The organism is Thiomicrospira sp. S5 (assembly GCF_003991075.1).
GTDB lineage: Bacteria > Pseudomonadota > Gammaproteobacteria > Thiomicrospirales > Thiomicrospiraceae > Hydrogenovibrio > Hydrogenovibrio thermophilus.
This window is the reverse complement of the sequence record NZ_CP014470.1, coordinates 1,909,725-1,931,192: the sequence shown is the minus strand read 5'-3', so window position 1 is coordinate 1,931,192 and position 21,468 is coordinate 1,909,725. Positions and strand designations below refer to the sequence as shown.

24 protein-coding genes and 2 tRNA genes are annotated in these 21,468 nt (G+C 51.1%); 23 read left to right on the top strand and 3 right to left on the bottom strand.

Annotated features, from left to right (window positions below; genetic code table 11):
• Window positions 1-25: 25 nt before the first annotated feature.
• The 4 genes from AYJ59_RS08940 (at window position 26) to AYJ59_RS08925 (ending at window position 2,786) form a co-directional block, all read left to right on the top strand.
• Entirely contained in the window at window positions 26-832 is an 807-nt protein-coding gene (locus AYJ59_RS08940) for a ferritin-like domain-containing protein (protein ID WP_029937725.1), read from the top strand.
• Window positions 833-834: 2 nt separating this feature from the next.
• Window positions 835-1,482, top strand: a complete 648-nt coding sequence (locus tag AYJ59_RS08935) for a class I SAM-dependent methyltransferase (RefSeq protein WP_237260392.1) — start codon at window positions 835-837, stop codon at window positions 1,480-1,482.
• Window positions 1,483-1,488: 6 nt separating this feature from the next.
• Window positions 1,489-2,373, top strand: a complete 885-nt coding sequence (locus AYJ59_RS08930; protein ID WP_127119911.1) for an ROK family protein — start codon at window positions 1,489-1,491, stop codon at window positions 2,371-2,373.
• Window positions 2,374-2,453: 80 nt separating this feature from the next.
• Complete coding sequence (locus tag AYJ59_RS08925) at window positions 2,454-2,786, top strand: thioredoxin family protein (protein WP_127119910.1); 333 nt, start codon at window positions 2,454-2,456, stop codon at window positions 2,784-2,786.
• Between the two features lie 9 nt (window positions 2,787-2,795).
• Here AYJ59_RS08925 and AYJ59_RS08920 read toward each other — a convergent pair whose 3' ends face one another.
• Window positions 2,796-5,021: a patatin-like phospholipase family protein gene (locus AYJ59_RS08920; protein ID WP_127119909.1), complete on the bottom strand. Its 2,226-nt coding sequence runs from the start codon at window positions 5,019-5,021 to the stop codon at window positions 2,796-2,798.
• Window positions 5,008-5,865 carry an SDR family NAD(P)-dependent oxidoreductase gene (locus tag AYJ59_RS08915; RefSeq protein WP_127119908.1) on the bottom strand — a complete coding sequence of 286 codons (858 nt, stop codon included), beginning with the start codon at window positions 5,863-5,865 and terminating at the stop codon, window positions 5,008-5,010. The genes AYJ59_RS08920 and AYJ59_RS08915 overlap by 14 nt, the downstream gene beginning before the upstream one ends.
• Window positions 5,866-6,067: 202 nt before the next feature.
• Between AYJ59_RS08915 and AYJ59_RS08910 the strand changes: the two genes are divergently transcribed.
• From AYJ59_RS08910 to AYJ59_RS08840, 16 genes are all read left to right on the top strand, one after another.
• Complete coding sequence (locus tag AYJ59_RS08910) at window positions 6,068-6,769, top strand: DUF502 domain-containing protein (RefSeq protein WP_237260311.1); 702 nt, start codon at window positions 6,068-6,070, stop codon at window positions 6,767-6,769.
• Window positions 6,770-6,846: 77 nt separating this feature from the next.
• The gene (aspS, locus tag AYJ59_RS08905) at window positions 6,847-8,634 is read left to right on the top strand and encodes an aspartate--tRNA ligase (RefSeq protein WP_164730785.1); all 1,788 of its coding nucleotides are present in this window, start codon (window positions 6,847-6,849) and stop codon (window positions 8,632-8,634) included.
• Between the two features lie 22 nt (window positions 8,635-8,656).
• The gene (gene nadA, locus AYJ59_RS08900; protein WP_127119906.1) at window positions 8,657-9,742 is read left to right on the top strand and encodes a quinolinate synthase NadA; all 1,086 of its coding nucleotides are present in this window, start codon (window positions 8,657-8,659) and stop codon (window positions 9,740-9,742) included.
• Window positions 9,743-9,749: 7 nt separating this feature from the next.
• Window positions 9,750-9,893 carry a hypothetical protein gene (locus AYJ59_RS12970; protein WP_164730757.1) on the top strand — a complete coding sequence of 48 codons (144 nt, stop codon included), beginning with the start codon at window positions 9,750-9,752 and terminating at the stop codon, window positions 9,891-9,893.
• A 20-nt stretch (window positions 9,894-9,913) separates the two neighbouring features.
• Entirely contained in the window at window positions 9,914-10,432 is a 519-nt protein-coding gene (gene ruvC, locus AYJ59_RS08895) for a crossover junction endodeoxyribonuclease RuvC (RefSeq protein ID WP_029937734.1), read from the top strand.
• A gap of 8 nt (window positions 10,433-10,440) precedes the next feature.
• On the top strand, window positions 10,441-11,046 hold the full coding sequence (gene ruvA / locus AYJ59_RS08890; RefSeq protein ID WP_029937735.1) for a Holliday junction branch migration protein RuvA: 606 nt from the start codon (window positions 10,441-10,443) through the stop codon (window positions 11,044-11,046).
• A 289-nt stretch (window positions 11,047-11,335) separates the two neighbouring features.
• The gene (ruvB, locus tag AYJ59_RS08885; RefSeq protein ID WP_404811344.1) at window positions 11,336-12,307 is read left to right on the top strand and encodes a Holliday junction branch migration DNA helicase RuvB; all 972 of its coding nucleotides are present in this window, start codon (window positions 11,336-11,338) and stop codon (window positions 12,305-12,307) included.
• Window positions 12,300-12,998, top strand: a complete 699-nt coding sequence (gene tolQ, locus AYJ59_RS08880; RefSeq protein ID WP_029937738.1) for a protein TolQ — start codon at window positions 12,300-12,302, stop codon at window positions 12,996-12,998. Before ruvB ends, tolQ begins: the two co-directional genes overlap by 8 nt.
• Window positions 12,999-13,003: 5 nt before the next feature.
• Window positions 13,004-13,453 carry an ExbD/TolR family protein gene (locus tag AYJ59_RS08875; RefSeq protein ID WP_029937739.1) on the top strand — a complete coding sequence of 150 codons (450 nt, stop codon included), beginning with the start codon at window positions 13,004-13,006 and terminating at the stop codon, window positions 13,451-13,453.
• 2 nt (window positions 13,454-13,455) lie between these two features.
• Window positions 13,456-14,481, top strand: a complete 1,026-nt coding sequence (gene tolA, locus AYJ59_RS08870) for a cell envelope integrity protein TolA (protein WP_029937740.1) — start codon at window positions 13,456-13,458, stop codon at window positions 14,479-14,481.
• Between the two features lie 40 nt (window positions 14,482-14,521).
• Window positions 14,522-15,820, top strand: coding sequence for a Tol-Pal system beta propeller repeat protein TolB (tolB, locus tag AYJ59_RS08865; RefSeq protein WP_029937741.1), 1,299 nt, complete (start codon window positions 14,522-14,524; stop codon window positions 15,818-15,820).
• Window positions 15,821-15,859: 39 nt separating this feature from the next.
• Entirely contained in the window at window positions 15,860-16,486 is a 627-nt protein-coding gene (locus tag AYJ59_RS08860; RefSeq protein WP_051673324.1) for an OmpA family protein, read from the top strand.
• Between the two features lie 18 nt (window positions 16,487-16,504).
• Entirely contained in the window at window positions 16,505-17,311 is an 807-nt protein-coding gene (gene ybgF, locus AYJ59_RS08855; RefSeq protein WP_081836785.1) for a tol-pal system protein YbgF, read from the top strand.
• 19 nt (window positions 17,312-17,330) lie between these two features.
• Window positions 17,331-18,014, top strand: coding sequence for a 7-cyano-7-deazaguanine synthase QueC (gene queC / locus AYJ59_RS08850; RefSeq protein WP_029937744.1), 684 nt, complete (start codon window positions 17,331-17,333; stop codon window positions 18,012-18,014).
• A 73-nt stretch (window positions 18,015-18,087) separates the two neighbouring features.
• Window positions 18,088-18,163, top strand: a tRNA-Lys gene (locus AYJ59_RS08845).
• Between the two features lie 47 nt (window positions 18,164-18,210).
• A tRNA-Lys gene (locus AYJ59_RS08840) sits at window positions 18,211-18,286 on the top strand.
• Between the two features lie 163 nt (window positions 18,287-18,449).
• Here the strand turns inward: AYJ59_RS08840 and AYJ59_RS08835 are convergent.
• Window positions 18,450-19,217: a hypothetical protein gene (locus AYJ59_RS08835; RefSeq protein WP_127119905.1), complete on the bottom strand. Its 768-nt coding sequence runs from the start codon at window positions 19,215-19,217 to the stop codon at window positions 18,450-18,452.
• Window positions 19,218-19,395: 178 nt separating this feature from the next.
• On the opposite strand from AYJ59_RS08835, the gene AYJ59_RS08830 reads away from it, so the two are divergent.
• The 3 genes from AYJ59_RS08830 to glnL are packed head-to-tail and all read left to right on the top strand — an operon-like array spanning window position 19,396 to window position 21,439.
• Window positions 19,396-19,659: a hypothetical protein gene (locus tag AYJ59_RS08830; protein WP_029937746.1), complete on the top strand. Its 264-nt coding sequence runs from the start codon at window positions 19,396-19,398 to the stop codon at window positions 19,657-19,659.
• A gap of 4 nt (window positions 19,660-19,663) precedes the next feature.
• Window positions 19,664-20,320 (top strand): metal-dependent transcriptional regulator, encoded by a 657-nt coding sequence (locus AYJ59_RS08825; protein ID WP_029937747.1) that lies wholly within the window; start codon window positions 19,664-19,666, stop codon window positions 20,318-20,320.
• 21 nt (window positions 20,321-20,341) lie between these two features.
• Window positions 20,342-21,439, top strand: a complete 1,098-nt coding sequence (gene glnL / locus AYJ59_RS08820; RefSeq protein WP_029937748.1) for a nitrogen regulation protein NR(II) — start codon at window positions 20,342-20,344, stop codon at window positions 21,437-21,439.
• Window positions 21,440-21,468: the final 29 nt, after the last annotated feature.

The window sequence follows — 21,468 nt, the reverse complement described above, 5'->3', positions numbered from 1 at the left end:
TTTTATTCGTTGTTAGGAATTGGGTGTGAAATACAATTTATTTGAACAGACTTACCGTTGTCTGGTGGAATCCGATTTGGATGAAAAGGTAAGGCAATTGGCTTTGCTACAACAGTGGTGGACTGAAGATGCCTTCGACTTTGAACCGACATCTGAAATCCATAAGGTGCCGGATGCCGGTCGCCCCGAAAAACCGGAGTTGGTGCCGCCCAGAGAGTTGCCCAAGCGCCGGTTGGGTTCCAAAGAAGGCCACGCGGCGTTAATGCACTCCATTTTACACATTGAATTCAATGCCGTGAATCTGGCGCTGGATGCCATTTACCGTTTTCAGGATATGCCCCGAGAATATTATCGGGATTGGTTAGGCGTGGCGGGAGAAGAGTCCTATCACTTTCAAATGGTGCGCGAGCATTTGTATCATTTGGGCTATGAATACGGCGATTTTCCTGCCCATAACGGTCTCTGGGTGACGACCTATGAAACCGATCATGATCCATTGGTTCGCATGGCGTTGGTGCCAAGAACGCTGGAAGCACGCGGTTTGGATGTGACGCCGCCGATGATTCAAAAACTGCGTGCCGTGGGCGATAAACGCGGTGTGGAAATCTTGAAGATACTGCTGCGGGACGAAATCGGTCATGTCGAGGTCGGTACCCGTTGGTTTCGGTACTTGTGTGCAGAGCGGAGCCTGAATCCTTTCGAAACCTTTACTCAGATCATTGACGATTACTTTCATGGCGATTTGCGCGGACCGTTCAATTTCGAAGCCCGTCAGGAAGCCGGTTTCAGCGACGATGAAATCGCCTGGCTGAAAACCTTGGAGTCGGCTTGACAATGAAACTCAGCGAACGGCATCGCGAGCGGATTATCCGGCGGCACCAACGCTCCATTCAGGAGCGCGGTTACGGGGCGACGGCGCTTTATTGGAATAATACCGAAGCCCAGCAGGTAAGATTTGACGTGTTGTCAGATTTACTGTTGCGTTATGGGTTGAAAAACGACCAGGCCTGGTCGTTTCATCTGTTGGACGTGGGGGCGGGGTTTGGTGATTTTTACCCGTATTTGACGGCGCGGGAATTTGATGTCCGTTATACCGGTATTGATGTGTCACCGGACATGGTTCAGGCTGCCGGGTTTAAGCACTCGGGTTTGCGTTTGCAACAAGGTGAGCTGTTTGACTTCGATTGGCCGGTCAATTCGTTTGATTTTGTGGTGTGTTCCGGGGCGATGAATGAAGTGGTGGATGCCCCCGACTGTGAAGGGGAGTATGCGAAAGCCGTGATTCGCCGAATGTATGCCCTGGCCAAAACCGGCGTGGCGTTCAACTTGTTGAATGCACGGCACGATTGGACGGCTAATCGAGGGCTGTTGCAGAGTTTTGAGCCGGAGGAAATAGCCGAGTATTGTTCCGATTTTGCCCGGCAAGTGGTCTTGGAAGAAGGGTATCTTCCCAATGATTTCAGTGTGTATTTAGGAAAGTAAACGGCAATGAAAGTAGGCATTGATCTTGGAGGCTCGAAAATCGAAGCGGTGGTGCTGGATGATGACAATCATATTCTGCTGCGAGAGCGAATGCCGACACCGCAGGGCGATTATGCAGCGACTTTGGCGATCATCATTTCTTTGGTTCGGCGGGTGGAGTCGGAGTTTGGGGCTTTTCCGCGTTTGGGAATCGGTATTCCGGGTGCCGTCTCTAAGCAAACCGGCCGTATCAAAAACGCCAATTCGACCTGTTTGATCGGTCGCGATTTGGCCGCTGATTTGTCGGCCACTTTATCTCAAACCATCGTGTTGGCAAACGACGCCAATTGTTTGGCGTTGTCGGAAGCGTCTGACGGCGCCGCGGCGGGTGAAGACGTGGTCTTTGCCGTTATTTTGGGCACCGGCTGTGGCGGCGGTTTGGTGGTGAATGGACAGGTTTTGAACGGGGTGAATGCCATTGCCGGAGAATGGGGGCATAACCCGTTACCGTGGCCTTCGGAGAAGGATGAAATGCATCTGTGTTATTGCGGTCAAAAGGGTTGTCTGGAAACGTTTTTGTCGGGACCGGGCATGGCAATGCATTTTGAAAAACGTTACGGACGGCCGTTGAGTGCACAGGCCATTTCCGAAGGCGCTGAAGCGGGAGAGGAAGTGTGCCGGCGGCATATGGAATCCTATGCGCACTGGTTGGCGAAAGGCCTGGCCAGTGTGATGAATGTCGTCGACCCGGATGTCATTGTATTGGGTGGCGGCTTGTCCAATGTGGATTTTTTGTATCGTCGTGTTCCGGAGCTTTGGGCACAATGGGTGTTCAGCGACCGGGTGGATACCCGGTTGGTGCCGGCGAAATGGGGGGATTCCAGTGGGGTTCGTGGGGCCGCTTGGCTCTGAATCGATACTGAATTTGACCAGGCCTGGCCGAAAAGGCCAATAGCGTTATGGTGTGGGAATCAAAAATGGAGAAAGGGAAGGTGGAAAATATCACATCGTTGGAACGGTTGGATGAGTTGAAGCAAGCCGAAGAAGCCTTATTGGTGCTGTTCGGTGGGCGAGATTGCAATGTCTGCCATGCCATCAAGCCGAAGTTGATTGAGCTGGTCGAGGCGTCTTATCCAAACATCAAAATGGTGTATGTGGATTGCCATGAGGTGACGGACATTTGTTCACAGAACGGCGTGTTTACCTTGCCGACCTTGCAGGTGTTTTTCACCGGGCAACGCTTTATCGAGGAAGTGCGCAGTTTCAGTCTGCAAAAAGTGATGCAGGAAATCGAGCGTCCGTACCGTATGCTGTTTTCAGATTAAGGCGCGGGTTTAGTTGAAGGAGTGCCCGAAGTAGAAATACAGCGACTGGTGTTCTTCGTCATGATAGCCGTAGGCAAAATAAATCGGCCCGATAAAACTGTTCATGCCGATGAAGACACTGCCGGCTTGTTTGGTGTTGGCCCAGGTGACATCGGAGGTATCGACGCCGGTGATATTCTCTTCATCGTAAATATTCCCCGCTTCCAGCGTCGCACCGAGGTAATACGGAAAATTCAGCGGGTTGCTGCTGGATGACATGCGGTATAGGTATTTCAAGCGGGCGAAAATGACTTTGTTGCCGATCAAATCGTCCTCGGCATAGCCGGATAGGCGTTGGAAACCGCCCAGGGTGTAGAAGTTGTGGATGTCGTCGGCCTGGTCGGCTTGCAGGTCGGTCGCTTCAAAATGGAAGTTGACTGTATGGCGGCCGTGTGAGAAGTAGCTGGACAGGAAGGATTTGAATTCCTGCACCTTGCCGGCTTTGTCGATATTGTAAAGAGTATTGTGATATGACAAATCCAGCAGGGTGCCTTTTCGCGGGAAAGCGACCTGATCCAAACTGTCGTATTTCAACCCGATATAGACGATGTTGTCGTCATAGGTCTCTTTTTGCTGCGAGCTGGCGTTTTTGCCCAAGACCAGCTCGCCGGCTTCCCAGTCGTATCCGACGTAGGTTCTTAGATTCAGATTGAAGTTGTAGCCCATTTCCAGGCTCGGAGTCAGGGTTTGTTGCTCTAGCTGCACGGAGGCGATGCTGTTTTGGTCGTTGATGTCGTAGATGCGGCTTTTGGCTTCAAAGGCCGGTTGAATGTAGAGTTGCTGTCCCGTATCTAACGGTTGGTAAAAGGCGGTTTTCAGCCGTTGTGTCTGGCCAATATTGATTTCATTCCGCCATTCACCGCCCAATCCGTTGGCCGGTGAGTAAGTATGCCGTAACCCGATATTGAATACATTGCTGTCGTCCAGGTTGGAGGCGAGATTAAGTTTCAGTTTGAAGAAATTCGGTCCCCAGGACGGCGGAGTGGTTTTGACGGTCAGGACATTGCGGTCATCTTTCCGGCTGATTTCATAGGTGATGAGTTCGAAAAAACCCAGGCCATAGAGGGTGGTGATGTCGGTTTCCAGTTGAATCCGGTCAATAGGCTGGTCGACTTGTTGGTGAATGTAATGGCGAATGACATCGTCTGACAGATGGGTTGTATTGAGAATTTTGATGTCGTCAATGACGCCCCAAGTGCGTTGATTGGACGGGATGTGATAACTCGGGTCGCTTAAGGTTTTCAGTTGATCGGTTTTCGCCAGTGCGGCTTCCGAGCCGATTTGAATGAGTTCTTTGGGGTGGCTGAAATCGGTGGGGCTGAATGTTTCGGGAATAATGGGGCGAATCAGTACGTCACCGGGTTTAAGGGTGGCCAGTTGACGTAAACTGTTGGCGGTGATCATGCTGGAAATGATTTGGCTGGTGATGCTCAAATACGAATCCATGGCTTCGTCTTCCGGTGTTTGAGTGTGGGTGTCGGACACAATCACAATGTCGGCGCCCATGTTACGCACCACATTCACCGGTGTGTTGTTGGTGACGCCGCCGTCCACCAGATAGCGGCCGTCCACCTTGACCGGCGCGAAAATCCCGGGTACCGACATGCTGGCGCGGAGGGCTTGTGCGAGGTCGCCGGATTTTAAGACGACTTCCTCGCCGGTACGTGCATCGGTGGCGACGGCTCGAAAAGGAATCGGCAGTTTGTCGAAATCGTGAATGTTGCTGACCGGAAGTGTCATGCCTTTCAGGAGAGTGGCCTGTTGTTGTCCGAGTAACAAGCCGCTGGGCAGTTTGAAGTAGCCGTCGTTTAGGCCGAATTCCCCTTTGACGAAATAATGGAATTGGTCCTGTTTGCGGCGAAACGATAAGAAGTGTCGGGAGTTTTCGTCCACGAAGGTTTGGTCCCAGTTGACGTGGGTGACGAAATTTTCGATTTCCCGGGTGCTGAGGCCGGACGCGTAGAGCCCGCCAATCAAGGCGCCCATGCTGGTGCCTGAAATGTAATCGATGGGAACATTCAAACGCTCCAGCTGTTTAATGACGCCGATGTGCGCCAAGCCGTGCGAACCGCCGCCCGGGAGTACCAACCCGACTTTCGGGCGTTTTGTTTCAGTTTCGGCCGCCAAGCTGTTAGTGGTTGGAAGCAGAAAGAGCCAGCAAAAAGCGAGCGGCAACAGGCGCTTAACGTTTGCCATTGCCACCTGCCTGAATCAAAAGGGCGTCGAGCCAGCGTCCGGGAAGGACGCGTTTGAGGTAAGCGAACAGTACTGTCGGAAAGGTGATTCGGTAGCGCAGGGCAGGCCTGGTGGATTTCAGAGCTTTTTCCACGGCCGATGTGACGGCTTCCGGTCCGAGCGTGAAAGGCGCGGTGGGGCCTTCGGTTTCCAAACGGTCGATCATGGCATTGTAGTTGTCGCGATGTGCGCTTTGCTCTTTGGCGATCCAGTGTTTGAATTGCGCATAGGCATTGGCGCGGAAGTTGGAAATAATCGGGCCCGGCTCGATGAGCACGACTTGAATGCCCGTCTCTTTGAGTTCCAGGCGTAGGGTGTCGGCGAGCCCTTCAATTGCAAATTTGCTGGCATTGTAAGCGCCGCGATACGGCATGGCGGCAAACCCGAGGATGGAGCTGTTATAGACGATTTTTCCGAACCCTTGCGCGCGAAAGGTGGGCAGTAAGCGGTTGGTGAGTTCTTGCGTGCCGAAGACGTTGGTTTCGAACTGATGGCGGAGCGCGTCACGGCTTAGGTCTTCCACCGCGCCGGGCAGACCGAAAGCGGCGTTATTGAACAGCAAGTCGATGCGTTGTGTCATCGACAAAATGGTGTCCACCGCCTGACGGATGGATTCGGTATCGGCCAGATCCATCTGCACGCACTCGATGCCCAGGTTTTTGAGTTGTTCGACATCACTCGGTTTACGGCAGGTGGCAATGACGCGATACCCCTGTTGGTGGAAGTGTTTGGCGGCATGATGTCCGATGCCGGTGGAGGCACCTGTAATCAGCAAAGTCTGCGTTGTGGGCGGGGTGTTTTTCATGGTTTTTTCGCGTTGTTGGTCGATGTTTTCCTAATCTTAGGGCAACTTCGGTAAAGTGCAAGTGTTTCCGGGAATTTTTATCGTTTGCAGGGTGTTTTATAAATCTGGCACAAATCGCAGGAGAATCGTATGAATCCTGCCAAAAAGATTCGAATTCTTATATAATAAAAGGCTTGATTTAACAATTCGCGAAGCGGGACAAATGTCATTTATCAAACGTTATTTAATTGCCGGTTTGTTGGTGTGGTTGCCTTTAGGGGTAACGATTGCCGCTTTGATCTTTTTGGTCAATCTGTTTGACCAGAGTCTGCTGTTGTTGCCGGAGCATTTGCGGCCGGATGAATTGTTAGGGCGCCATATTCCGGGCTTCGGCATTATTCTGTCGTTTGTGCTGATTTTTGTGACCGGGATGCTGGTGGCGAACTTCTTCGGGCGCTATCTGTTTGGCATATGGGAAAAGCTCTTGTCCCGTATCCCGTTGGTGCGGTCGATTTACACCGCGGTGAAACAGATTGCCGAAGCCTTGTTCGGTTCGGGGTCCCAAACCTTTCAGAAGGTGTATTTACTGCAATATCCGCGTGCGGGCTTATGGACATTAGCGTTTCAAACCAGCAAAACCCAGGGTGAAGCGCAGATGAAGACCAATATGCAGGAAGTGGTTAACCTGTTTGTGCCGACCACGCCGAACCCGACGTCCGGTTTTTTCATCATGGCGTCGAACAATGAAATCATCGAGTTGGACATGAGTGTCGATGATGCATTGAAAATGGTCATTTCCGGCGGGGTGGTTGTGCCGCCTTGGCAAAAAGTCGATAATGCCGGCACTGTGATCGAGGTGATCGAACCCATCGAACTGGATAAGACCAAAAACGATGATTTACCGTCGACTGAAAAACAGAATTGAACTTAATTTTTAACCATTGAAAAATAGGATGCGCCGGTTTCGGGGTGTTTTAGTAAGATAAGGTAATAAACGATATGATGCGTACACACTATTGTGGACAAGTAACTGAAACTTTGGAAGGCCAGCAAGTCACCGTGTCGGGCTGGGTACATCGCCGCCGTGACCACGGTGGGGTCATCTTCATTGATTTGCGTGATCGTGAAGGACTTGTTCAGGTAGTGGTGAATCCGGGCAATGACGCCATGTTCAATATCGCGGAGCGTGTCCGTTCCGAATATGTGTTGAAAGTGCAAGGTAAGGTGTGCGCTCGAACGCCGGAAACCATCAACCCGAAAATGGCCACCGGGAAAATCGAAATCGTTGCCGATGATTTGGAAGTGTTGAGCGCGGCTGAACCGATTCCGTTTCAGTTGGACGATAAACACATTTCCGAAGAGGTGCGCCTAACGTATCGTTATCTGGATTTGCGTCGTGATGAAATGCAGGAAGCTTTGCGTACCCGTTACCGAGTCACGCGTTCCATGCGTCGTTATCTGGATGACAATGGCTTTATGGATATGGAAACACCGATTTTGACCAAATCCACACCGGAAGGCGCTCGCGATTATCTGGTGCCGAGCCGAACCCATCCGAACAAGTTTTTTGCCTTGCCGCAGTCCCCGCAGCTGTTCAAACAGTTGCTGATGATGTCCGGCTTTGACCGTTATTACCAAATTACCCGTTGTTTCCGTGATGAAGACTTACGTGCCGATCGTCAGCCGGAATTCACCCAGTTGGATATCGAAACCTCGTTTATGACCGAAGAAGAAGTCATGGACATGATGGAAGGTTTGACCAAAACCATTTTCCGAGACGGTGTGGATGTGAACTTTGATTATGACTTCCCGCGCATGACCTATGCCGAAGCCATCGAAAAATACGGCATCGATCGCCCGGATTTGCGTATTCCGTTGCAGTTGGTTGATGTGGCCGATTTGTTGCAGGACATTGAATTCAAAGTTTTTGCCGGGCCGGCCAAAGACCCGATGGGGCGCGTAGCGGCCTTGCGTGTGCCGCAAGGCGGTCAACTGTCGCGTAAGGAAATCGACGACTACACCAAGTTCGTCGGCATTTACGGTGCGAAAGGGTTGGCTTATATCAAAGTCAACGACTTGTCCGCTGGGCTGGACGGGTTGCAATCGCCGATTGTGAAATTCTTCCCGGATCAGGCCATGGAAATCATGGAACGTGTTGGGGCCGAAGATGGCGATATCGTTTTCTTCGGAGCCGATAAAGCGAAGATTGTGAATGAAGCCTTAGGTGCCTTGCGTTGTAAAATCGGTGAAGACCTGGACATGATCGAGCGCGAATGGGCACCGGTTTGGGTCGTTGACTTCCCAATGTTTGAAATGGATGAGAAAACCGCTCGAATGACGGCAATTCACCACCCGTTCACGCAGCCGAAAGCCACGACGGAAGAAATTTTGAATCACGATGCACCGCATCAAATGCTGTCTCGTGCCTATGACTTGGTCATTAACGGTATTGAAGTCGGCGGTGGGTCGGTGCGTATCCACGACACCCACATGCAAGCGGCGGTGTTGAAAATGCTGGGCATTTCCGACGAAGAAGCCGAAGAGAAGTTCGGCTTCCTGTTGAATGCGTTGAAATACGGTTGTCCACCGCATGCCGGGATGGCCTTCGGTCTGGATCGACTGGTGATGTTGATGGCGAAGCGCGATTCGATTCGCGACGTGATTGCCTTCCCGAAAACCCAGTCGGCGGCGTGTATGTTGACCGATGCACCAGGCCTGGTCGATAACGCCCAAATGGCGGATTTGGAATTGCGTTTCCGTAAATCCTTGACGGAAAAACAGGCCGACTGATTCGGTTCGGTCAGGAGAAATTATGCCTTCACTAGCCACCAGCGTACCGGTTGAGTTGCTCAGTCGCATCGATTTGCTGGCGCAGTCGGCGCCGGTACCGCCTGTGATGGATGCCGCCGAAAAGCAGGCGTTGAAAGATAAAATCAAACGCCTGCTCAAGGAGAAAAATGCTCAACTGGTCGCGCACTATTATGTGGATGACGACCTGCAGGCGTTGGCGGAAGAAACCGGCGGCAAGGTCGCGGATTCCCTTGAAATGGCCAATTTCGGCGCGCAATCCGAAGCCGATATGTTGGTGGTGTGCGGGGTGCGATTCATGGGTGAGACGGCGAAAATGCTCAGCCCGGAAAAAACCATTCTGATGCCGGATTTGAATGCGACCTGTTCCTTGGACGAAAGTTGCCCGCCAAAAGAGTTTGCCGAGTTTTGTGCGCAGTATCCGGATCATAAGGTCGTGGTGTACGCCAATACCAGTGTCGAGGTTAAGGCCTTGGCGGACTGGGTGGTGACGTCGGGCAATGCCTTGGAAATCGTCACCCATCTGAAAGAGCAGGGCGAAAAAATCATTTGGGCGCCGGACCGGCATTTGGGGCACTGGATTCAAAAAGAAACCGGTGTCGGTATGATTCGCTGGCAGGGGCATTGCATCGTACACGACGAATTCCAGATGTATGAATTGCAGTCCTTGAAAGAAAAACACCCGGACGCAAAAGTCATCGTGCATCCGGAGTCGCCCGCGGAAGTGGTCGATCTGGCCGATGTGGTCGGGTCGACTCGCGTGATGATTGACGCGGTGCAGACCCTGCCGGACCAAAAATTCATCGTGGCGACCGATTACGGTATCTTCTATAAAATGCAGCAATTGGCGCCGGAAAAAGAGTTGATTGTCGCGCCGACTGGCGGTAAAAGCGGGCATTGCATCAGTTGCGCGCATTGCCCTTGGATGGCGATGAATGGCTTGCATAATTTGGCCGCCTGTTTGGAAAACGAAACCGGTGAGATTCTGATTGAAGAGTCCATTCGTCAAAAAGCCTTGCAGTCGGTTGAGCGTATGTTGGAATTCTCGCGCGCCAAAGGGCTGGTACAAAGCAAAGCATCCGGCGACTGAGGTCGGAGTGGCGTTCGTCGTCGCTTTGAAATATCTGGCCGATGTTCAGAATGTGTATTCCAATATCGGCGTGTCCGATGCGGTGATGGTGCAGTTAATGGATGCGCAAATTAGGCCAATATGTAAAAACTGCCAGGCCTGGTGGTTTTAATTGAATTTTCAGGATGTTATGTGGCAGAGTTACAACGCATTTTAGGCATTGATCCCGGGTCTCGTAAAGCCGGTTTCGGCTTGATTGAGTCGGGCCGTTATCATCCGAGTTATTTGTTGAGCGGGGTGATTCGGGTTGAAAAGCTGTCCGGTGCCGAGCGTTTGAAAACCATCTTCGAATCCGTCTGCCAAATCATCGACCAATATCAACCGCAAGTGATGGCGATTGAAAAAGTGTTTGTTTACAAAAATCCCAATTCGGCAATCAAGCTCGGCCAGGCACGTGGTGTCATTTTGTGTGCCGCCGCCCTGAAAGAAATTCCGATTATGGAGTACACGCCGACGCAAATCAAAAGCACGATTGTCGGGCAGGGGCATGCCTCCAAAGATCAGGTGCAGTTTATGGTGCAAAACCTTTTAAAGCTGACCGAAAGCCCGCAGGAAGATGCCGCCGATGCCTTGGCCGCCGCCCTGTGCCATGATCGTTATTTAACCCTGGGCATCGACCCGGAAAAAATTTCCAAAGGTTCCAAGTTTTAAGGATTGTTATGATTGGTTTTTTATCGGGAAAATTACACGCCAAACGCCCACCGCAGATTTTGATTGATGTGAATGGCGTCGGCTACGAAATTGAAGCGCCGATGTCCACTTTTTACGCCATTGGCGAAGCCGGCGCCGATGTGACGTTGCTGACGCACATGCATGTGCGGGAAGACGCCATGTTGTTGTTCGGTTTCGCCACTGAGCAAGAGCGCAATTTGTTCAAAGAACTGATTAAAGTAAACGGTATCGGTGCGAAAATGGCCATTGGCATTCTGTCGGCCATGTCGGTCAACGATTTTGTCGGGTTGGTGGATGTCGGTGATGCTCCGGCCTTGACCAAAATTCCAGGCGTGGGTAAGAAAACCGCCGAGCGTCTCGTAATCGAAATGCGTGACCGCTTGAAGGGCTGGGGCGCCGTGGACGGGGTGGCGCCTTCTGCGGGCACCGCAAGCCCGAAACTCGAAACGGTTGGAAACATGGCGCCAGCCATCGAAGCGCTGGTGTCCTTAGGTTATAAACCGGCGCAGGCCGAAAAAATGGTCAATGCGGTGGAAAAGGGCTTGAGCTTGGAAGAAACCATCAAACAGGCCTTGATGACCATCAAGTTATGAAAATCGGAAGTCGGCATTCTTCGGCTTCAAACTTTTTCAATGGTGTCTGACGAGGGCACCGTTAGAATATCGATAACCAATCATATAATCATCCGGCATGTATCGGATGAAAACGATACCCTGAAGCACTTGACCGGTGGAGGCAATAACGAAATTCAACTCAAAAAAGATAAGATAAAGATTATAATGAGTTGCGTTATTCGACTAAGTAATGGCACTGAGCTAAGGTGACGGGTTTAAGATGATTGAAACGGATCGTATTGTCGGTGGACAGGCGTTAGAAGAAGACATGTATGTTCAGCCATCTGTTCGCCCACAGATGATTACCGACTACATTGGACAGCAGGCGGTTCGTGAGCAGCTTCAATTGTCGATTCATGCGGCGAAAATGCGTAACGAACATTTAGATCACGTTTTGTTATATGGCCCGCCAGGCCTGGGTAAAACCACGCTTTCCAATATCATCGCCCAGGAAATGGGCGTCACCTTACGCCAGACATCCGGACCGGTCATTGAAAAACCGGGCGATCTGGCCGCCATCTTGACGCGTTTGGAACCGAACGACGTTCTGTTTGTCGATGAGATTCACCGTCTCAGCCCGATTGTGGAAGAGATTCTGTATCCGGCGATGGAAGATTTCCAGATCGATATCATTATCGGTGAAGGGCCGGCTGCCCAGACCGTGAAAATCGATATTCCACCCTTTACCTTGGTGGGCGCGACCACGCGCGCCGGGCTGTTGACGTCACCGTTGCGCGATCGTTTCGGTATCGTCCAGCGCCTGGAGTTTTATTCGGAAGACGAGTTGGCTCAGATTGTCAGTCGTTCCGCCAATATTCTCGGCATGGATACCCAGTTGGACGGCGCCTTGGAAATTGCACGCCGTTCACGCGGCACGCCACGTATCGCCAACCGTTTGCTGCGTCGAGTGCGGGACTATGCCCAAGTGAAGGGGAACGGCATTATTACCGCAGACATTGCCGATGCCGCCTTGAACTTGTTGGAAGTGGACCCGCTCGGTCTGGATAAGATGGACCGGCGACTGCTGGAACTGTTGATTGAAAAATTTGAAAGCCGCCCTGTGGGCATCGACAGCATTGCTGCGGCCTTAGGCGAAGAAAGAGGGACGATTGAAGATGTCATCGAACCGTTTCTTGTGCAGCAGGGCTTTTTAGTTCGTACGCCCCGGGGACGGGTGGTGACGCAAACCGCGTACCGCCATCTGGGGTTAGCACTACCGGAGAAATTTGAAGATGAATGAACATTCCTTGATGGAGTTGATTTTGGACGCCAGCCCGGTCGTTCAGGGTGTGATGTTGATTTTGTTGTTGATGTCAATCATGGCTTGGGCGATTACCTTCGCGAAATCCTATCAAATTCGTAAGGCGGCGGCCGAAGCCAAGGCCTTCGACGATGTGTTCTGGCAAACCACCGAGTTGACACAACTGTATAACCAAGTCGCTAATGAAGAGGATAAGCGTGGGAGTGCCTCGATTTTCGAAGCCGGTTTTAAAGAATTCGTCAATCTTAAGAAACAAGGTGTTTTGGATGCCTCCGATTTGATGAACGGCACGCAACGCGCGATGCGCGTAGCCTTTTCCCGTCAAGTGGAAACCCTGGAAAACCAAACCCCTTTGTTGGCGACGGTCGGTTCGTCCGCTCCTTACATTGGCCTGTTCGGTACGGTCTGGGGGGTCATGCACGCTTTCTCTTCTTTGGGGGATATTCAGAACGCGACTTTGGCGGCCGTGGCGCCGGGGATTTCCGAAGCCTTGATTGCAACCGCAATGGGCTTGTTCGCCGCGATTCCGGCTGTTATCGCCTATAACCGTTTGTCGGTTAAGGCCGACCGAGTGGTGGGGCTGTACGAAAACTTTGCCGAAGGCTTCCTGACCATTATCCAGCGTCAGGCGCACGCGCTTGAGAAGAAAATGGAAGCCGAACAGGGATGAGTCCGATGCGCAACTCTTTTCGTTCTCAATCCCGTAAACGCCTGATGTCGGAAATCAATGTGGTGCCGTATATCGACGTCACCTTGATTCTGTTGATTATCTTCATGATTACCGCTCCGATCGTCCAACAAGCGGTGACTGTCGATTTACCGCAAACGCCGCGAGTGCAAAATCAAAAACAGGCCGATGCCAAGCCGGTTGAACCGTTTGTCATTACTGTTACGGCGGACGGTCTTTACAAAACCTCCGAGGCTCCGGACACCGTATTGGGGCAAAAAGACTTGGCAAACCTGGTTGCAGAAGTTGTCGCGCGCGCTCAGCTGAAGCCGAATCAACCATTTTATATTCAAGGGGATCGCCAAACGCCGTACGGTAAAGTGGTTAACCTATTTGTATTGTTGAAAGCCAATGGCGTTCAACAGGTTTCCCTTATGACGGAGCCGGAAGAGAAATAAGTATGTTTGCATTTGTTATTCGTCATCCTTTGGCCTTATCAGCCGCAGTCTTGTTGCATGTCGTTATTGCTATCGGTTTGGTTTTCGGTTCCTTTGATGATGACCCGATCTTGAAAGTGACGCTGCAAAGTGATTCCGAAGAAGGGGAAATCACTCAGGTTAAGCAGGTTGAACCGATGAAAACGTTTGCGGTTGATTCGGCATTGGTGAAGGAGCAGCTAGCTAAAATCAAGCAACAGGAAGAAGCCAAGCGAAAAGAGCAGGAAGCGTTGAAAAAACGCTCTGAAGCCGAAAAGCGCCGCTTGGCAGATTTGCAAAAGCAGCAATTGGAAGAAAAACGCAAAACGGAATTGGCGAAGAAACAGGCCTTGGCCGAAAAGCGCCGTGCCGAAGAAGCCAAGCGCTTGGCGGAAATCGAGCAGCAGCGTGTTGCGGCGGAGCAGAAACGGGTAGCCGAAGCCAAACGTTTAGCCGAACAGGCCAAAAAAGAAGCCGTATTGGCTGAGAAAAAGCGTGAGGAAGCCAAAAAAATGGTGGCCGCCGCCGAGAAACAACGTCAGGAAGAAGAGGCGAAGAAACGGGCGTTGCAAGAGCAAATCAAAAAGCAGAATGCTGAAAAGAAACGTCTAGAAGAAGCGGCACTCCAGGCGCGTCTGCAAAAAGAGCAACAAGAAGCCGAGACGGCGTTGCAGCAGCAAATTGCCGCGGAAGAAGCCAAGCGTCGTCAGGCCGCAAAAGAAAAAGAAATGCAGAGCCTGCGTGAGACCTATATTTCGTCGATTGCGGCCAGTGTTAAGGATAACTGGCGTACGGCGGCAAAAGTCTCTGATGAAGCTCAGTGCGTTTTGTCGATTACACAAACGCCAAAAGGCATGATCAGTGGTGTAAAAGTCGAACAATGTAATAAGTTTGCCAACGAACAGTTCCAAAAAGATGCGGTCAAGGCGGTGTATCGTGCCGAACCGCTCCCGGCACCACCGGTCAAGGAGCTGTTTGAACGAAACATCAAGTTTATTTTTAACCCTTAAAATACAAAAGTTGCAGAGCTGAATCACAATGATGTCGAATATGAAGAAAGTTTCCCAGTATTTCATCGCGTTTCTATGGTTGTGGGTTGGAACGGCGCAGGCCGATCTGACCATTCAAATTGACCAGAGTTCGGACAGTGCATTACCGGTTGCGATTCTGCCGTTTGAGTGGCAGGGAAAAACCGTGACGCCGCCCGTAAACATGAGTGATGTCATCGGGAATGATCTGCTGCGCAGCGGTAAATTCCGCCCGGTGGCGGAAAGTCGTTTGCCGGCACGCCCGAAGACGTTGGATGAGGTTGATTTTGCTGAATGGAAGCAATTGGGATCCGACAATCTGTTGATTGGGCAATTGAAGGAAGACGCCAACGGGCATTATGAAATCGAAATGCGATTCATTGATTTGCTACGTAAGCAGCAGGTCATCGGTAAGCGTTGGGTCAATATTCCAAAAAGTGCCTTACGCCAAGTGGCGCACAAAATGAGCGACCTGATTTACGAAGAGCTGACGGGGATTCGCGGCGCATTCAATACCCGTATCGCTTATGTGACGGTGAAGACAGTTGACGGTAAAAAACAATTCAGTTTGGAAGTGGCCGATTCGGACGGCTACAATTCACAACCGATTTTACGGTCAAGCAAGCCAATCATGTCGCCGAGCTGGTCGCCGGATGGCAAGCAGTTGGCTTATGTTACCTTTGAAAACGGCCGTTCGGAGATTGCCGTTCAAAGTTTGGATGGCAAAACGCGTGAAATCGTTGCCAGTTATAAAGGCATTAACGGTGCGCCGAACTGGTCACCGGACGGTAAGCATTTGGCACTGACCTTATCCAAAGATGGATCGGCCGATGTGTATATCATGAATATGAAAACCAAGAAGTTGCGACGATTGACACGTAACTGGGCGATTGAAACTGAAGCAGTTTGGGCGCCGAACGGGCACTCCTTGTTCTTCAATTCGGATCGCCGCGGCCAGCCGCAAATCTTCCAGGTTTTCTTGGATACCGGTGAAATTCGCCGTGTTTCCTTCGTCGGTCGTTATAACGCCAATCCGGCCGTGTCGCCGGATGGACGTTACGTCGCGATGGTTCACGCCAACGGGGGCTTTCACATCGGTTTGTTGGACTTGTATAATGATGAATTCAATATCCTGACAAAAACTTACCTGGATGAGTCTCCGAGCTTTTCGCCGAATGGTGAAATGATTTTGTATGCCATGAACCAAGGCGGACAGGGTAAATTGGCGGTGGTTTCACCGAATAACAATACGACACAGATTCTAAGCGTTCAGAAGGGCGAAGTCCGTTCGCCGTCCTGGGGGCCTTTTCAGTCGAACTGAGACTGACTTACGAAACACATGACATCTAAGGAGTTGGGTATGTACAATCAACTGAAACTGGGCTTGGGCATTGCTTTAATTGCGTCATTGGCCGCGTGTAGCAGCAACCCGAAAACCGGCGAAAATGCCGATATGAACATCGATCCGGCAACGGATGATTCCGGCGTGGATTATGAAGAAAGAGCGCGTCTTGAGCTGGAGAAAGCCGATACCGGTGAAATCAATGAAGTCGAAGTCATGGGCGCCGGTGGTGCCACTGGCGCGGCGGTGAGCAGCGAAGAACTGGCCAGTCAGGATTTGAACGCCGCGAATCAACCCGTGACCGATATGGGGCAGACCTTCGAGCCGGTGATTTATTTCGGTTACGATCAATATATTGTGGACGATACCTCTCTGGAAACCGTGAAGCATTATGCGGCGATTTTGGTGGATAATCCGGATGAAAAGATTCAATTGGTGGGGCATACCGATGAACGTGGTACGCCGGAGTACAATTTGGCTTTGGGCGAACGTCGAGCCAAAGCCGTGGCGGAAGCTTTTATGTTGTACGGTGTGAGCGACGATCGAATCGATGTCATCACCATGGGTGAAGAAGTGCCTGCGAGTGAAGGGCACGATGAAGAAGCCTGGTCGAAAAACCGTCGAGTCGAAATCAAAGCACAATAATTTCCGGAGTCAATCACGATGGTAAAAGCTCTGACATCTGCAATGGCCCTACTGTTGGCGGTGGTCGGTTTTAGCGCAACGGTTCAAGCCGCCACTCAATCATTGGAACAGCGCGTCGAGCGTTTGGAGCGCCGGGCCGACAACCCGGTGTTGATCCAGTTAAGCCGTCGTCTGGCGGAACAGCAACGCCAAATTCAAGAGCTTTATGGTGAAATTGATCGCTTGAAATATCAGCTGTCGCAAACGCGTGACAAAATGGCGAAGCAATATCAGGAAACCGATGAGCGCATCAATCAATTGGAAACCCGCCCGGCCGGAAAGGCTGTCACAGCGGTGCCGGTGGTGAGTTCAGAGGCCGTGACACCAGTCGTTGAATCACGAGAAGCGGCGAAAGAAGCGGCCGCCGAATCGAAGGCGAAGACCCATGCTATTCACCCGGCTACCGCCGAAGAAAAGAAAGCTTATGATCAAGCCTTTGGGTTGATTAAAAAATCGGATTACAAATCGGCTTCCGAAGCCTTTGCCAAATTCAAAAAACAATACCCGCAGAGTGAACTGGCCAGTAACGCTTCGTACTGGGAAGGGGAGTCTGAGGTGATTTTAGGGCATGATCAGAAAGCGCTGGAAGCCTTTAAAATGGTGTATGAAAAATACCCGGATTCCAGCAAAGCGCCGGATGCGCTACTGCGTTCGGCTGACATGCATCAGGAAATGGGTCAGGTTAAAGAAGCCAAGGCCTTATATGAAAAACTTTTGAAAGCGTTTCCGAAAGGTAAAGCGGCCACCAAAGCCGAGCAGCGCTTGAAAGATTTGAAGAGCAAATAAGGCAATAGGGAGTCACACTGTGAAAAAAGCCATTGTCTTGCTCTCCGGAGGCTTGGATTCGGCTACGGTTTTAGCCATTGCCCAGTCCGAAGGCTATGAATGCCATACCATGAGTTTCGATTACGGTCAGCGGCACCGGGCCGAGTTATTGGCGGCAGAACGGGTTTCTAAAGCCTTCGGTGCGAAAACACACCGGGTCATGTCGATGAATATGCGTGCGATCGGCGGATCGGCTTTGACCGATGATGCGATTGACGTGCCGACGACGGGCGTGGAAGAAAACCAGATTCCGGTGACCTATGTACCCGCCCGCAACACCATTTTCCTATCTTATGCTTTGGGGTTGGCCGAAGTGGTGGATGCGGATGATATTTTTATCGGTGTCAATGCCGTGGACTATTCCGGGTATCCGGATTGCCGTCCCGAATTCATCCAAGCATTTGAAGTCATGGCGAACCTGGCAACCAAAGCCGGGGTGGAAGGTCATAAGATGCATATTCGTACTCCTTTGATTGATTTGACCAAAAGCCAGATCATTCAGGAAGGCATTCGTTTAGGGGTGGATTACAGCCAAACCGTGTCCTGTTATCAGGCGGACGATTCCGGCGCTGCGTGCGGCGTTTGTGATTCTTGCCGGTTGCGTAAACAAGGGTTTGAAGCGGCTGGCGTGGCCGACCCGACGGTTTACGTGAACACGCACTAAAAAAGTTCGAAAAAAGCCCAAAAACAACTTGCCAAACCGCTCTCACCTTGTATAATACGCCCCATTCCAGAGAGGGTCGTTAGCTCAGCTGGTAGAGCAGTTGGCTTTTAACCAATTGGTCGCGCGTTCGAATCGCGCACGACCCACCATTTATGCAAATGGTCTTATCTAATTTGGAATCCTTTCATTATATTAAGGGTCGTTAGCTCAGCTGGTAGAGCAGTTGGCTTTTAACCAATTGGTCGCGCGTTCGAATCGCGCACGACCCACCATTTTCCTTCATATTAAAATTGTTATTTTCCAAGCCGTATTTAAACGTTCGGTCTTTTGCCGTGTTCAATCAATGGTTCGTCTAGCAGATGGGTTTGTTAGTTTGAGTTGGCAAGGGCGAAAACCGCCAGGCCTGGCGGTTTTTTGAAATTGACGATGCGCGGTTTATAGGTGGTCGGTAGCGATTTTACGTAAGGTCGGCACGGCCAATCCAAATTGGTCGGCAAACGTTAAAGCACGCGTTAAGCGTGCCGGGGCGGAGCGGCCCATGCACTTATGTTCCAAGTCGCCGTGGATGGCTTCGTCCAAGCCCGCCATCAGCTTTTCCCGGTCTTGTTGAGAGTCCGTTAAAGCGTCCTGAATGTCCAAGACGTCTTGCGCTACAGCATTCATGACGTCGGCATGCTGGTGTTTAAGCTGGTCCACATTGCCGCCAACTTCCAAACCGGCAATGTTGGTGGTCAGAATGTAAAGATTCTTGCGCACCAGCTCGTATAAAAGTTCGTCTTCGTTGTCGAGCTGAATGCACGGTAAATCTACTTGTGAGAGGGCATTGAAAACCAGTTTGCTGTGCGGGCCGAAAACCGGTGACGGCAACACGACTTTGCTGTCCATGCCTTTTTTCTTCTCAAACCAAACGGAGATAACGGTCGGGTTTTGGAGGGCCGATTCCGCCCAATCCCGAGGCAGCAGTTCATTTTGCAGTAAAATCACCTTGTCGGCCCAGTTGGCTGGGCAGTTTTGGATGGCCTGGTGAATGTCGGCTTCACCGACGGCAATTAGAACGGCTTCCGGGTCCGGAATCTCATTCGCCATTTCGTCAATATTCTGATTGCGCATCACGCCCTGAACGGGGTGCCCCAGTCGTAAAAAGCCACGTGCGAAGACACTGCCCAGTTCTCCCAGGCCGACAACAACAACGGTTTTTTTCATCGGTTTTCCTTTATTTTTTAAGTTTTTCAATCGCTTCCATTCGAGAAAGCGAAGCGATCGCTTGGATGGGGTAGATTGTAACTGAAAAACTTTTCAGGTTCATGTCGCAAAGTTTTTAAAATATGGGGCATAATGCATTAAAATAGTGCATAGTTAAAATGGATTTTGAGGAAGACAGATGCCGGCACAAAAAGCAAAATTTACTTGGCATTACTATGCCATGGCCTTTGGTGTCCTGATGGCGTTACTGGGCGTGACCTTGTCCGCATGGGGAGCCGTGGTCAGTGCATTGGGGTTCAGCATCATTTCACACCCGGCCTTGCCGTTTAAGGGGCTGACCCGATTCATTTTCCTGGCGTTGTTCGTGGTGGTGTATATTCTGGGCTTTCCCGATGCCTCTGTGGTGCAGGAAATGATGGCGACGGATATCTCGAAGGCGTAATGTGATGGCCAGTAAGGCACTTGAAGATTATCTGAAAATCATCTACAAGCTTGAAGAAGCAAATGAGACCGATAAAGGTGTGAGTACGTCGGCGATTGCCGAGCGTTTGGCGATTTCGCAGGCCTCGGTTTCCAATATGCTCAAAAAGCTGGCGGATAAAGCGTTGATTCGTTACGAGCCTTATTATGGCGTGGCCTTGTCCGATGCCGGGCGAAAAGTGGCTTTGGGCATGATTCGCAAACATCGCATTCTGGAATTGTTTCTGGTGGAGCGATTGGGCTATCAGTGGGACGAAGTCGATGAAGAAGCGGAAGTTTTGGAACATGCCATTTCCGATAAGTTGACCAATCGGATGTGGGAAGAACTTGGACGTCCGACGGAAGATCCGCACGGTTCGCCGATTCCGGATGAATCCGGCGAAATGATTGAGCAGGCCGCGATTGGTCTGTCGCAAGCCGACCTGGAAACTACCCTGGAAGTGATTCGAATTCAAAACCGCTCGCCGGAAGAATTACGTTATTTGTTTTCGATTGGGCTGGTGAAAGGCGCAAAGGTGCGCGTTTTACAAAAAGCGCCGTTTGACGGACCGATTTCCATTGAAATCGCCGGAACGCAACACCCGCTGGACTTCCGTCTGGCTGAATCTATTTTTGTCGCTTGAGGCGATGAGGAGCCGTAAATCATGACGCACCCGATTAAGCAGAACGTCAACCTGGTCGAAATTCTGGCCGGGTTGACCACCGCGGTTGTCTGGATTGATAAGAACGAAAATATCGGGTTTATCAACTTGGCCGGAGCCGAGTTGCTGCAGCTCAGCGCTCAACGGGTTATCGGCATGAACTGGCGGTATATCTTGCCCCGTCTTTTGGATGATATTCATGCCTGTGGTACCGGCCGTTTAACGATTCACGAGTACACGATTCGTTTGCCGGATGCCCAGAAAATTCATGTGACCTGTACCATTTCCTATTATGAAATGGATGGCGACGACGGCTGGTTGATCGAACTTTACAACACTGAGCGCCACCATCGGATTGCTGAAGAAGACGAACGTTGGCATCAATATGAAGCCGGGAATCTGCTTGTGCGGACGTTAGCGCATGAAATCAAAAACCCGTTGGCCGGTATTTACGGCTCGACCCAGCTGTTGCAGAAACGTTTTCCGGATAACGACAAGGCCGATCAGTTCCTGGAAGTGATTCTGCGCGAGGTCAAGCGGCTGCAAAACCTGGTGGACCGCATGTTGGGGCCGAGAGGCGATGCGGATAAGGAACCTTATAACATTCACGAACTGATTGGCTATGTGATTGATGTCGTACGTGGCGAAAAGCCGGATAACGTTTTTATCAAGCTGGATTATGACCCGAGTATCCCGGAGATTTCGATGGACTTCGAGGCGATGGTTCAAGCTCTGTTGAATCTGGTGAAGAACGCGATTCAGGCGATGGAAAAACACGGCGGCGTGCTGACGTTGAAAACCCGCGTCGAATCGAAGTTCACGCTCGGAACCAAGACCTATCCGCTGGTGGCCGTCATCAGTGTGATGGACGAAGGAGAGGGCATTGCACCGGATGTGTTCGATTCCATTTTTTATCCGATGGTGAGCAGCAAGAAGAGCGGTTCCGGTTTAGGGCTCTCGGTCTCGCAGAACATTGTACGTAAACACGGCGGCTTGATTGTGGCCCAAAGCGAACCCGGCAACACGGTGTTCAATATTTATTTACCGTTCGACCATAACCGCAGTGAAACTCAGCGGTTATTGCGTAAGGAACGGGGTTAAACATTTTTTAACGGAATTTAAGCGAAGCG